Origin of the sequence: Streptomyces lavendulae subsp. lavendulae (genome assembly GCF_002803845.1) — a bacterium.
Classification (GTDB): Bacteria; Actinomycetota; Actinomycetes; order Streptomycetales; family Streptomycetaceae; genus Streptomyces; species Streptomyces lavendulae.
The window spans coordinates 58,496-71,222 of sequence record NZ_CP024985.1 but is presented as its reverse complement, the minus strand read 5'-3'; the positions used below and the strand labels follow the sequence as shown (position 1 = coordinate 71,222).

7 protein-coding genes and 1 pseudogene are annotated in these 12,727 nt (G+C 67.5%); 5 read left to right on the top strand and 3 right to left on the bottom strand.

Annotation, left to right across the window (positions count from 1 at the left end):
• Window positions 1-3: 3 nt before the first annotated feature.
• Window positions 4-696 carry a type I-C CRISPR-associated protein Cas5c gene (gene cas5c / locus SLAV_RS00315; protein ID WP_037688829.1) on the bottom strand — a complete coding sequence of 231 codons (693 nt, stop codon included), beginning with the start codon at window positions 694-696 and terminating at the stop codon, window positions 4-6.
• Between the two features lie 440 nt (window positions 697-1,136).
• Window positions 1,137-3,410: a CRISPR-associated endonuclease Cas3'' gene (locus tag SLAV_RS00310; protein WP_078950658.1), complete on the bottom strand. Its 2,274-nt coding sequence runs from the start codon at window positions 3,408-3,410 to the stop codon at window positions 1,137-1,139.
• Window positions 3,411-5,279: 1,869 nt separating this feature from the next.
• Between SLAV_RS00310 and SLAV_RS40700 the strand changes: the two genes are divergently transcribed.
• Together SLAV_RS40700 and SLAV_RS00305 are read left to right on the top strand one after the other, a co-directional pair.
• A complete protein-coding gene (locus tag SLAV_RS40700) occupies window positions 5,280-5,594 on the top strand; it encodes a hypothetical protein (RefSeq protein WP_158740930.1) in 315 nt (104 codons plus the stop codon).
• Between the two features lie 1,384 nt (window positions 5,595-6,978).
• Complete coding sequence (locus tag SLAV_RS00305) at window positions 6,979-8,235, top strand: IS110 family RNA-guided transposase (protein WP_100660728.1); 1,257 nt, start codon at window positions 6,979-6,981, stop codon at window positions 8,233-8,235.
• Here the strand turns inward: SLAV_RS00305 and SLAV_RS00300 are convergent.
• A complete protein-coding gene (locus SLAV_RS00300) occupies window positions 8,185-8,583 on the bottom strand; it encodes an Imm32 family immunity protein (RefSeq protein ID WP_030239879.1) in 399 nt (132 codons plus the stop codon). The genes SLAV_RS00305 and SLAV_RS00300 overlap by 51 nt on opposite strands.
• A gap of 1,180 nt (window positions 8,584-9,763) precedes the next feature.
• On the opposite strand from SLAV_RS00300, the gene SLAV_RS00295 reads away from it, so the two are divergent.
• From SLAV_RS00295 to SLAV_RS43490, 3 genes and pseudogenes are all read left to right on the top strand, one after another.
• A complete protein-coding gene (locus SLAV_RS00295; protein WP_159038045.1) occupies window positions 9,764-9,916 on the top strand; it encodes a hypothetical protein in 153 nt (50 codons plus the stop codon).
• 555 nt (window positions 9,917-10,471) lie between these two features.
• A pseudogene (locus SLAV_RS41960) lies at window positions 10,472-10,612 on the top strand (IS110 family transposase); the annotation flags it as partial.
• 10 nt (window positions 10,613-10,622) lie between these two features.
• Entirely contained in the window at window positions 10,623-11,834 is a 1,212-nt protein-coding gene (locus tag SLAV_RS43490) for an IS110 family transposase (protein WP_425276230.1), read from the top strand.
• Window positions 11,835-12,727 lie beyond the last annotated feature (893 nt).

The following is a 12,727-nucleotide window of genomic DNA, read 5'->3' as shown; positions in this document are numbered from 1 at the left end:
CGCTCATGCCCCCGCTCCGGTCGCACGCCACGGAGCCTGCGGCATCGCGACCGCGTCGTCGGGCAGCGGCTGCAGGGGGACGTTCAGCACTCCGTCGACGAGGCTGGCCCTGAACCAGCGATACCGCTCGCCCTGCGGCGTGTACGCGATGGAGTGCAGCATCACGCCCAGCTCCTCGGTACGAGCGATGGGGCCGACCGCCTTCGAGGAGTCCGCGGGACCGAAGAACGCGGTGAACTCCCGGCAACCGAAAAACGGCTGAGAGAAGCTAGCCCCGCGCTCCACCCGGCGCCGCAACTGCTCACGGAACTTCTCCTGCGGAGCACCCGCGTGCGCAGCGGTGACCACCTGGGCCCCGATGCGATACCGGACGTCCTGCAATGCCATCGTGCTGCGCTGGTCCCGGTCTGCCTCAACGTCGTAGCGCCGGCTGGAGTCCGCACGCAGATCCCGCACCGTGGCCGCATTGATCGTGGACTTGACCTCGTTGCGTCGCACCTGCACCCACTGAATAGGCGACAGCACCTCGATCTTGGTGATCACATAGCTGAACTCCGGTTTCCAGAAGATCGCCTCCAGGAGGCCCCGGGCCGCCGAGGGGGTCATCACCGGGTAGCTCACCCGCTCGGCCTTCAGTTCCGGCCGCGTGAAGCAGGCCAGCTCCCCCCAGGTCTCGACCACCAGATCGGGGAACACCCAGCCCCCGTTACCACGCCCCGCGGCCCTGCGCTCCTCCGAAGCCAACGTACGCAACTGTGTTACCTCACCTTCATGCCAGGCATGCGGACCGAACCCGCCCCGCGGCGTTCCCACCGCGTCGGTTTCCCGCACCCTACGAGCCCCCACTGACAACGCGCGCTGAAGCCAACTGCCTTGAAATGAAGGCTTGTTCAGTGATATCGAAGCGTCTCGTTAGGTGCGGATCCACTATGGCAGCGCCAGCCCGTGGCCGTGCCGTCATGACTGAAAATGCTTCAGGCGTGACCACATGCCGCTCGTCTGTGGCCACGCCCGATTGGTGAATGGACCGAGCGAACTCGCCTCGATCACACTGTTTCTACCCTCAGCCCGCCCAGGCGAACTGCCGCTCGGTACCTGCAGGGCACCTCGCGACAGGGTAGCCACCCGCTCGCGCCTCAGAAGAGATATCCCGCACGATCCTCCGGCTCGAAGGGGTCCAGGCCCCTCTCCTCGTCGTAGCTGCCACACCACAGGACGAGATCACCGACTACCGGTTCCGCCAGCCCGCACGACAGAGCCGCGTGGACCTCATGACGAGGCAGAGCGGCCATGTGCGGCTGCAGCCGACGAAGAACCTCCGGACCGCACGGATACGGGCGGCGCAGGGCCGCGACATCCGCCTCCATCGCTGCCCTGTCCTCCTCACACCGGACCACCACCACGGGCTGCGAGTACTGGTCGGCAATCATCTGGAAGTCCTTGGCGACCTGCGGGAAATCCAGTGCCTGCCGAGACGCCTCGATGTGACTGCCCATGCCCTCCCCTCCCACCACCTGGTAGGCGTACCGCTGCCTGTAGTAGGAGGCCAGAGCATCAAGATCGTCGGGAAAGGCCAGTCCAGGGCCGAAAAACTCGGATGTCGCCTCCAGCGCGGCGGTGTAGGAGGGATCCTTGGGCTGGCCCCCGTCCTGGGCCCGGAAAACCACCGTGACGCCTTCCGGGAGACGCCCGTCACGGTTGCAGCGGCCGGCTGCCTGCTGCAAGGACTCGGCCGGCGCCCATGCCCGGTAGACCCAGGGGAAGTCCACATCCACACCAGCTTCGATCAAGGAAGTCGACACCACACGAACCGGCAGCCCCTCCTTCAAATCCTTCCGAATCGATGTGATGCCCTCCTGCCGGTGTCCGGCCGTCATACGCGTCGACAAGTGCCGGACACGCCCCTCGCACCTCTCCGTGAGCATGCGATGCAAGAGAGCCGCATCCCGCGTGGTGTTCACGATGGCCAACACCTGCTCACCCGCATCCGCGATCTCCTCCGCGATGCTTTCCCACGTAACGCCCACATCCATCCGCCACTCGTAGCGCACCCTGTGCAGCTCCCGGAACAGCCGGGCGACATCGCTCACCACCCCGCGGCGCTCAAGCCCCTCAAGCCGAGGCATAGACCAGAACTCGGGCTGAGTCGCCGAAACCAGTACGACCGACACCCCGAAATGCTCCACCAGCCCCCGCAGAACGCTCAGGATCGGGAGCAGAAGCCTGTCAGGCAGCGCCTGGACCTCATCCAGGACGATCACACTCCCAGCCAGCCGGTGCAGCTTGCGCATCGCCGACGGCTTGCGGTCGAACAGCGACTGGAACAACTGCACGGTCGTCGTCACGACGAAGGGGGCATCCCAGTTCTCCGCTGCCAGGCGTGACCAGACGCCGTTCCCCTCATCATCCAGCTCCACGGAACTGTGGTGCTCCAGCACCACAGGCTCGCCTTCCGCCTCCGACCGCGGATCCAGCATGTCCCGGTAGACCTGGGCATTCTGCTGCGTGATGCTGATGAAAGGCACCACCACCACAACCCGACGCATGCCATAAGCGGCAGCATGATGCAGAGCGAACCCACCAGCCGACAGAGTCTTCCCTCCACCCGTCGGCACATGCAGCACATACATCCCAGGCGGCCCAGCAGCAGCAGCCAATGCCTGCTCATACACGGCGCCCCGCACCTCATCCACAGGTGACTTCTCACGCCTGGCAAGCATCTCGTGCCGGCGCGCCTCAAACCGCGCTGCCAACACAGCCAGATCAGCCAGCCGACTCAGCCGCACAGGCCTCCCGGCGAAGTGCGCCTCTGTATCAAGGAAGTCAGCATCAACCAGGCAACTGAACAGCATCCGCACCAGCAGATCCATCCGCAGCCGTAGTTCACGCGCCGGGATCTGCAAGTCGGTCAGCCAGGGCGGCGGCGGAATCCGTCCACTCCGCAGAATCTCGGGAACGACCCCAGCGACCCTCACGGTCGCCTCCCTGGCCGCCTGCCCCTCCACGCCCGTGCCCGCAAGCTCAGCCAGCACAGCCCCCAACTCCTGCAAGGAAGGCATACCACCATGATGACCAAGCACCGGCGCAGCAAAGGGCCGACCCAACACCTCCGCCGCCAGAAGCGCACCCGCACCCTTGTGCGGAACCCCTACCCTGCCCCCAAGACGCTCAGCCCGCTCCAGAGCAACCTGCCACGCACAACTCCCCTTCCCCACGTCATGCACGAGGGCGAGGTACTCCGCGGAAGGCCCCATCCCGAAGGCACCTCCGAAGACACACGCCAGCGAAGCAGATCCCCGTAAGTGATCCTGCACCGTGTGCCGTAAGCCGCTGACGTCGCTACGACTGTGGGCCCACAGCGGCTCGCCAGGGTCTTCGCTGTCTCCGGGTTCCACCGATAGGCTCGACATGGTCAGGCAGCCTATGAGGCAGCACTGACAATCCGGTTCACGTGCATGAGAAGGGTGCTTCGGAACCCCAAGTGCACACGAGACACGCGACTTGCTCCGAGGTAAGACCAACCGGTTCGGCCCCATTTGGTCCTCGGCGTCGGACCTTTGATCGACCTAGGTACTCTGAATCATGCAGTTCAGCCGCCGTGGCGGTCGTCCTTCGGGACGACCGAGGATCGCAACCTGACGTTCTGGGCAGCGAAGGAGTCGGCGGAGGCGGGTGGCGGTCGTCCTTCGGGACGGCCGAGGATCGCAACGCCATCGGCGCCGTGGCCTGGTGCGTGCCGTACGTGGTGGCGGTCGTCCTTCGGGACGACCGAGGATCGCAACAGCGCACCCGCATCGAGCAGCTGTCCTGGGTGCTGGTGTGGCGGTCGTCCTTCGGGACGACCGAGGATCGCAACCCCAAGCCCGCCCGGGGCCAGAACGGGAAGGGTGGCGGTGGCGGTCGTCCTTCGGGACGACCGAGGATCGCAACCACAGGCCGAAGTGGGCGAGGACACCGGTCGCGAAGTGGCGGTCGTCCTTCGGGACGACCGAGGATCGCAACCTGACTGCGAGACGTCCGCCGGAGCATCCGCCACGGTGGCGGTCGTCTTTCGGGACGACCGAGGATCGCAACAACCCAGCAGGTCACGGCCGCCATCAGGGACGGGAGTGGCGGTCGTCCTTCGGGACGACCGAGGATCGCAACGCCGCGGCCCTGGCCCGGATCACCGACGAAGTGCTGTGGCGGTCGTCCTTCGGGGCGACCGAGGATCGCAACACCTTCCGCGTGGGCAGGGGCGGGCAGCGCCGGGCGGGTGGCGGTCGCGCTTCGGGACGACCGAGGATCGCAACCAGCGCGGCATCAGCCTCGCGACGCCTGGCCTGGAGGTGGCGGTCGCCCTTCGAGCTGACCGAGGATCGCAACCTGCACCACCGGCTGGTCGGGGAGCTCTACGGCATCGGTGTGGCGGTCGTCCTTTGGGACGACCGAGGATCGCAACCCCGAACCGGGGACCCCCCGTGATGATCAGATTCGGAGTGGCGGTCCCTCGCTACGACCGAGGATCGCAACGGCGCGCTCGTGAAGGAGATGAAGAAGCGCGGGCTGGTGGCGGTTGTCCTTCGGGACGACCGAGGATCGTACGTCGGAATCGCCTCGCTCCTCGGTCTCGACTGGTCCGGTGGCGGTCGTCCTTCGGGACGATCGAGGATCGCAACCCGCTTCCTGCTCGTCGTACAGCTCGGCGGCGCGGGCTTGGCGGTTGCCCTTCAGGACGACCGAGGATCGCAACACCAGCGGCACGACAGGCACGTCGGCCGGCACGCCGGGGTGGCGGTCTCCCTTCGGGGCGACCGAGAATCGCAACACGCTCCTCCGTCTGGCGGAAGTGGGCGGAGTCGGGGTGGCGGTCGTCCTTCGGGACGACCGAGGATCGCAACGCCGGAACGCTCGACAGCCGAGTGCGCCGAGCCCTCGTGGCGGTCGTCCTTCGGGGCGACCGAGGATCGCAACGCGTACTCCGCGATCCGGAAGGCGAGTTCGCCGACGGTGGCGGTCGTCCTCCCACGCGACTGAGGGAACGAAATGTCGAGCGCGCGTGGTGGACCTGTACGACGATGGTGGCGGTCGTCTGCTTCGGGACGACCGAGGATCGCAACCGGAGTTACAGATTCGGAGGTGACGCCATGGCTGTGGTGGCGGTCGTCCTTCGGGACGATCGAGGATCGCAACGACTGGCCGAACGTACAGCGGGCGACCCGGTGCGGGTGGCGGTTGCCCCTCGGGGTGACCGAGGTTCGCAACCTCGGGGTGGGCGGAGATCGCTCTGCGGAGCCGGCATGGCGGTTGCCATTCGGGTGACCGAGGATCGCAACATCGACGCGTCCAAGCTGGGCGCAGACACGGCCGTAGGGGCGGTCGCCTTTCGGGACGACCGAGGATCGCAACTGCACGGCGGTGCTGATTCCGGCGCCCATGCCGTTGAGTGGCGGTCGCCCTTCGGGACGACCAAGGATCGCAACCAGACCAGACCGGTGGAGCCCCGGCCGTCCGCCGCGCGGCGGTCGCCCTTCGGGGCGACCGAGGATCGCAACGACCACGACCAGGCCGCAGAGCAACAGCGCGCGGCGGGTGGAAGTTGTCCTTCGGGGTGACTGAGGATCGCAACCACCAGCACACGGACAACCCGATCGATACGGACTACTGTGGCGGTTGCCCTCAGGGGTGACTGAGGATCGCAACAGGGTGTCGGCGGGGCCTGTCGTGTGGGGGAGTGCGGGTGGCGGTCGCCGTTCGGGACGACCGAGGATCGCAACAACCAGATTGCCGATGCTCTCGGCCTGGACGAGCAGGTGGTGGTAGCCCTTCGGGGCGACGGTGGATCGCAGCCAGGCTGGCCCGGTACGCGAGCCGCGTCGGCTGCTGGGGTCGTAGTCGTCCTCCCGCACGACTGAGGAACGAAACGTCGAGCGCGCGCGGTGGACCTGTACGACGATGGTGGCGGTCGCCCTTCGGAACGGCCGAGGATCGCAACCTCTTCCACGTCGCACTCAGCCGGATGCGGGCCGGCGTGGCGGTCGCCCTCGGGACGACCGGGGATCGCAACTTCGGGAACCAAGGTGATCCGCCCTGGCAGGGGCGGTGGTGGCGGTCGTCCTTTGGGATGACCGAGGATCGCAACTTCGCGTTCGAGGCCATCTGCTCGTTGAGGCGGTACGTGACGGTCGCCCTTCGGGACGACCGAGGATTGCAATGCTTCCGGCACGGTGGGGGCGACGGCCAGCTGCCGGGGCGGTTGCCTTTCGGGGCGACTGGGGATCGCAACACCGAGTACTTCACGAACACCGGCAGCGGGTCCGATGTGGCGGTCGCCCTTCCGGGCGACAGAGGATCGGAACGTAAGGTTGTGTGTGGTCCTGGCACCGGCTGCAGGTGTCGGTCGCCCTTCGGGACGACCGCGGATGGCAACTTCGCCTGCGCCGGGACGGCGGCCGCAGGCCGGGCCGTGGCGGTCGCCTTTTTGGGGCGACCGAGAATCGCAACGCCGGGGTCGGCGGGTCCAGCAAGGGCGCCACCGCAGGTGGCGGTCGTCCTGCGGGGCGACCGAGGATCGCAACATCGACTGCATCGAGGACAAGACGGCGCTGTCCGCCTGGTGGCGGTCGTCCTGCGGAGGGACCGAGGATCGCAACACCTGGACGAAGTTTCCGTCAGCAAGTCCGTCCTGAGTGGCGGTCGCGCTTCGGGCGACCGAGGATCGCAACTGACCGAGAGGGGGCCAGATGCCTCAGCCCCCCCGTTACCTTCTTCCTGGCTCCGCAATGGGGCTACCGGCCTTCGGGTCCGGCATGACTTCCCCCCCCTTGTTGCGGTTGATGATCCGGGGGGTGGTGTCACCGGGCCCGGAGGCATCGACGGACCGCTGATGAGGGGCTTGAGCACCGGCTTACCCGAGCCGGAGGAACTCTCCGTAACGTGGGTGTGGCAGCTCGGTGCCGAGGCAAGGCCGGACGAAAGCGTGAGCGGAGGGGCTCGCACGTGATCGACACCAGCGACATCGACGTCTTCCTCGGCCTGGATGTCGGCAAGGGCGAACACCACGCCACCGCCGTCACCCCGGCAGGCAAGAAGGCCTTCGACAAGCGCCTGCCCAACACCGAACCCAAGCTCCGCGAGCTCTTCGCCAAGCTGCAGGCCAAGCACGGGACGGTGCTGGTCGTGGTCGATCAGCCCGCCTCGATCGGTGCTCTGCCGCTGGCGGTCGCCCGCAACATGGGCTGCCCGATCGCCTACCTGCCGGGGCTGACGATGCGGCGGATCGCCGACCTCTACCCGGGCGAGGCGAAGACCGACGCGAAGGACGCGTTCATCATCGCGGACGCCGCTCGCGCGATGCCTCACACGCTGCGGGCGGTCGACGGCGAGGACGAGACGATCGCCGAGCTGGAGATGATCGTCGGCTCCGATGACGACCTGGCCGGCGAGGCAACCCGGGTCGCCAACCGGCTTCACGGCCTGCTGACCCAGATCCATCCGTCGCTGGAGCGAGTACTGGGGCCCCGGTTGCAGCATCCGGCCGTCCTGATGCTGCTGGAACGGTTCGGGTCCCCGGCCCAGATCCGCAAGGCCGGACGGCGACGGCTGGTCACCCTGTTACGCCCGAAGGCTCCGAGGATGGCCGAGCGGCTGGTCGAGGAGATCTTCGCCGCCCTGGACGAGCAGACCGTCACCGTTCCGGGGACCGAGGCGGCCGCGCTGATCGTCCCGAGCCTGGCCGGATCGCTGACCGCTGTGCTTGGCCAGCGCAAGCTGCTGGCCGGGCGGATCGAGGAACTGCTGGAGGCCCACCCTCTTTCGAAGGTCCTGACCTCAATGCCCGGAGTCGGCGTCAGGACCGGAGCACGGATCCTGATCGAGGTCGGCGATGGCAGTACCTTCCCGACCGCCGGCCACCTCGCCGCCTACGCGGGCCTTGCTCCCGCGACCCGCAGTTCAGGGTCGTCGATCCGCGGCGAACAGCCCTCCCGAAGGGGGAACAAGCAGCTCAAACGGGCCTTCTTCCTCTCCGCGTTTGCCGCCCTCGGGGACCCTGCATCGCGGGCCTACTACGACAAGAAGATCAGCCAGGGAAAGCACCACACCCAGGCCCTGCTCTGCCTCGCCCGACGACGAGCCGACGTCCTCTTCGCCATGCTCCGCGACGGAACCTTCTACGAACCCCGGCCAGCCACTGCCATCAGTCGTTCATCGAGTCGGCATGCCGCCATGAGGACTGTTTACGACCATGGCCAGTGACCCAGCGACAAGGTAGTAGTGATCCGGGAAGTACTCGATGTGCTGGTGCCCGCCGTCGTCCATCTCCGCAATCGACTGAACTTCGTCAGCAAGAGCCGTCAAGCCCAGCCGGTCACCCTCGATGAGTAGAGCGCTGCGCTCCGAGTCAACTCGGATACGGACACCCGGGCCGCTGGTGCTCACCACCTCGACTGAAGCCAGTTCAGTGCCCCCGAAGCTCGGTTCAGCCGAGGCGGTGGTTTCCGTGCCACCCTTCCCCGCGGCGAGGGCGAAGGCCAGGACGGCGAGTTCCGCCGCACCGCCCGAGACGTCCACCCCATCCTCATCGGGAAAGAACAGAACCCTCATCCGCCACAACCCCTTCGGTTCCACAACGCCAGACTCAACGACCAGAGCCGTTGCCCCTGGTCAACCGGGCTTCCCCGGCTCAAGGCCAGCCGTCACGGACATTACCCACCGCTTGACGAAACCCATAGGGGCACCCCCCCCCGCGTGGCGGTCGCCCTTCGGGACGACCGAGGATCGCAACGACTGGCCGAACGCACAGCGGGCGGCCCGGACCGGGTGGCGGTTGCCCTTCGGGGTGACCGAGGTTCGCAACCTCGGGGTGGGCGGAGATCGCTCCGCGGAGCCGGAATGGCGGTTGCCATTCGAGTGACCGAGGATCGCAACCTCGGCACGGACAAGCGCCTGTACTGGACGCACGACGTGGCGGTCGTCCGTCGGGACGACCGAGGATCGCAACGAGTCGATGGGGTTGCCCCGGTACGTCGTCAGCAAGGGGTGGCGGCCGCCCTTCGGGACGACGAGGATCGCAACAACCGTCACCCGCGGCTGACGGTCCCCCTTGTCGGGTCGTGGTGGTCGTCCTTCGGGACGACCGAGGATCGCAACGACGGACCTAGGGACACCCGAGCCTGTGGAGCTGACGTGGCGGTCGCCCTTCGGGACGACCGAGGATCGCAACCTGACAACGGCGCCAACCTTGCCGGGGCCGTCCGGGTGGCGGTTGCCCTTCGGGATGACCGAGGATCGCAACCCCACAGTGGGAAGCGACAGGCGCCGGGGAAGCTGGTGGTGGTCGCCCTTCGGGATGACCGAGGATCGCAACACCAAGTGGGAGGACGAGGAGACTACCAACACGAGTGGCGGTCGCCCTTCGGGGCGACCGAGGATCGCAACGTCGGGTGCTGTACCCGCCCGATCGAGCGCACCGGGTTGCGGTTGCCTTTCGAGGTGACCGAGGATCGCAACCGCACGGACCGGCTTGAGAATGACTCCGGCCAGCTCGTGGCGGTCGCCCTTTGGGACGACCGAGGATCGCAACGAGGGTGTCCTCTTCGATCGGGACCCGCGCGCGGGCGTGGCGGTCGTCCTTTGGGACGACCGAGGTTCGCAACTTCACCGGGTACTCGATCGTCTCACCGGAACCCGTGGCGGCGGTCGCCCTTCGGGGCGACCGAGGATCGCAACTCCTCCACCCACGCGCGGCCGACGAGTGCGTGCGTCGTGGCGGTTGCCCTTCGGGATGACCGAGGATCGCAACTATGTGCAGTACGACACGCGGACCCTGCCAGGGGTGCGGCGGTGGCCCTCCGGGGCGACCGAGGATCGCAACGAGGCGGACACGTTCAGCAAGCGTGGCGTTCCGCTGGTGGCGGCCGCCCTTCAGGGCGATTGAGGATCGTAACGACTTGGCCGTCGCGCGCTTGTGGGCGGACTCGTCGGCGTGGCGGTCGCCCCGCGGGGCGTCCGTGGATCGCAACGACTGGCCGAACGTACAGCGGGCGGCCCCGTGGCGGATGGCGGTTACCCTTCAAGGTGACTGAGGATCGCAACGGCCGGCCCCACGAGTCGGCCATCATCTGGGCCGATTGTGGCGGTCGCCATTCAGGGTGACCGAGGATCGCAACTCCGCCTCGGAAAGGGCGGTCACGACGGTGCCGAGGTCGTGGCGGTCGCCCTTCGGGACGACCGAGGATCGCAACCACCAGTTCACCCGGGGTCTGACAGTGAGGATGTCCTTGGCGTCGTTCGGGGGTCTGACTCTGGGTCTGACTGACGTTTCGGCTGTCCGTCTGTTGAATTGTCGGCCGCCGAACGACGCCACCGCGTGTGCTCGCGGGTGTCCGTGACCTCGTAGGAGCTTGGCCACCAGCCTCATCACTGTCTTGTCCGTCAGCCTGGGCAGCACACGCTGCTCCGGTACCCATACGGAAGGACGGCAGAGCCGAGCATGACAGCGCCCGAGATAGCGGTGATCGGCGGAATCGACACCCATACGGACGTCCACCAGGCCGCAGTGATCGACTCGATTGGCCGCCACCTGGACACGCAGCCGTTCGAGACGAACTCGGCCGGCTACGAGCAGCTGCTGGCCTGGCTGCGTGCCCAGGGCGACGTCATCGCGGTCGGGATGGAGGGCACAGGGGGCCTACGGCGCCGAACTCGCCCGGTTCCTCACCGCCAGCGGCATCACGGTCGTCGAGGTCGACCGCCCGGACCGAAAGGCCAGGCGGGCCCGCGGCAAGTCCGATCCGATCGACGCCTACGCGGCGGCCACCGCCGTCCTGTCCGGTCGCGCGAGCGGAACACCCAAGAGCCGGAACGGGATCGTGGAAGCGATCCGCGCTCTGCGTGTGGTCCGCAAGAGCGCCGTCAAGGCACGGACGCAGACCATCAACCAGATCCGCTCTCTGATGGTCACCGCTCCCTCCGCCCTGCGGGACAAGCTTCGGGGACTGCCCACCGGCCTGCTGATCGACACCCTCGCCCGCACCCGGCCCACCGGTGATCTCACGGACCCGGCCTGCGCGACCAAGACGGCACTTCGCTGCCTCGCCCGGCGCTACCAGGTCCTGCAGCAGGAGATCAAAGAGGCCGACGCGGACCTCGCTCCCCTCGTGAGACGAGCCGCTCCCAGCCTCGTCGCCCTGCCCGGAGTCGGGACCGAGACAGCCGGCCAGCTGCAGCGCGGTGTGCACCGCGAAGGCGACGTGGCGGTCGCTGTTCGGGACGGCCGAGGATCGCAACTGCGGTTCTCCACAGACGACGGGGTAGACCTCGCACGTGGCGGTCGTCCTTCGGGGCGGCCGAGGGTCGCAACCATGCAGCCTACGCCGGGTAGCGGCCACCCCCCACCCGGAGGCAGCACTGACAATCCGGTTCACGTGCATGAGAGTGGTGCTTCGGAACCCCAAGTGCACACGAAACACGCTACCCACTCCGAAGCAAGAACAGCCAGTTCGGCACTATTTGGGCCTCGCTGTCGGCCCTTTGCACGGCCTAGGTACGCTGAATCATGCACCTCAGCTACCGTGGCGGTCGCCCCTCGGGGGGACCGAGGATCGCAACGGCCTCGTCGTTCGTGGTGTTCGCGGCCCTCGCCGCGGGTGGCGGTCGCCCCTCGGGGGGACCGAGGATCGCAACTGCCTCCGCTTCTGGTGACGGTGCTGGGAGCGCAGCGTGGCGGTCGCCCCTCGGGGGGACCGAGGATCGCAACACCAGGCTCAGGGCCTGCTGTGCCTGGCGACGGCGCGAGTGGCGGTCGCCCCTCGGGGGGACCGAGGATTGCAACCTCTTCAAGTGGAAGAAGCTGATCGTCCCCGCCTTCGTGGCGGTCGCCCTTCGGGACGACCGAGGATCGCAACTCCCTGGTGGCGGCGGTGACGTCGACTCCCTTGCCGAGTGGCGGTCGCCCTTGGGAACGACCGAGGATCGCAACCTCGATGACGTGCTTTTCGAGGGCCCGGCGGACGTCGGGTGGCGGTCGTCCTTCGGGACGACCGAGGATCGCAACCAGAGGAGACCGGCGACGAGCAGAACCAGGACGACCGTGGCGGTCGTCCTTCGGGACGACCGAGGATCGCAACACCAAGAGCCCCGACCACGCCGCGCGACGGGCTGAAGGTGGCGGTCGCTCTTCGGGGCGACCGAGGATCGCAACCGCGAGCGGCTGTGGCAATCCGCGGGTGGTCGGTGGTGGCGGCTGCCCTTGGGACGAGCGAGGATCGCAACTTGAAGGCGACGATGGCGTAGATGTCGACGGTGAGGTGACCGTTGCCTTTCAGGGCGAACGCCGGTTTCCCGATCGGACGGAGCATGCTGGACGGGTGGCCGTCGCCCTTCGGGACGACCGAGGATCGCAACGACGTGGACCTAGGGACACCCGAGCCTGTGGAGCTGACGTGGCGGTCGCCCTTCGGGACGGCCGAGGACCGCAAATCGACTGCATCGAGGACAAGACGGCGCTGTCCGCCTGGTGGCGGTCGGCCCCGGGGTGACCCAGGATCGCAACCGGCAGGCCCTGACGGCGAGCTACCGCACGGCGTATGGCGCTCGTAGCCTCTCCACGTGGTGGCCGTCTTTCGGGACGACCGACGATCCCCCAATGCCAGGAGTGTCGATGGCCGGTAGTACGACTTCGAGTGGTGATCCTTTCTTGGGGATGGCCCGGCCTTCTTGGGGTTCACTGTGCCCGCGAACCATGTTG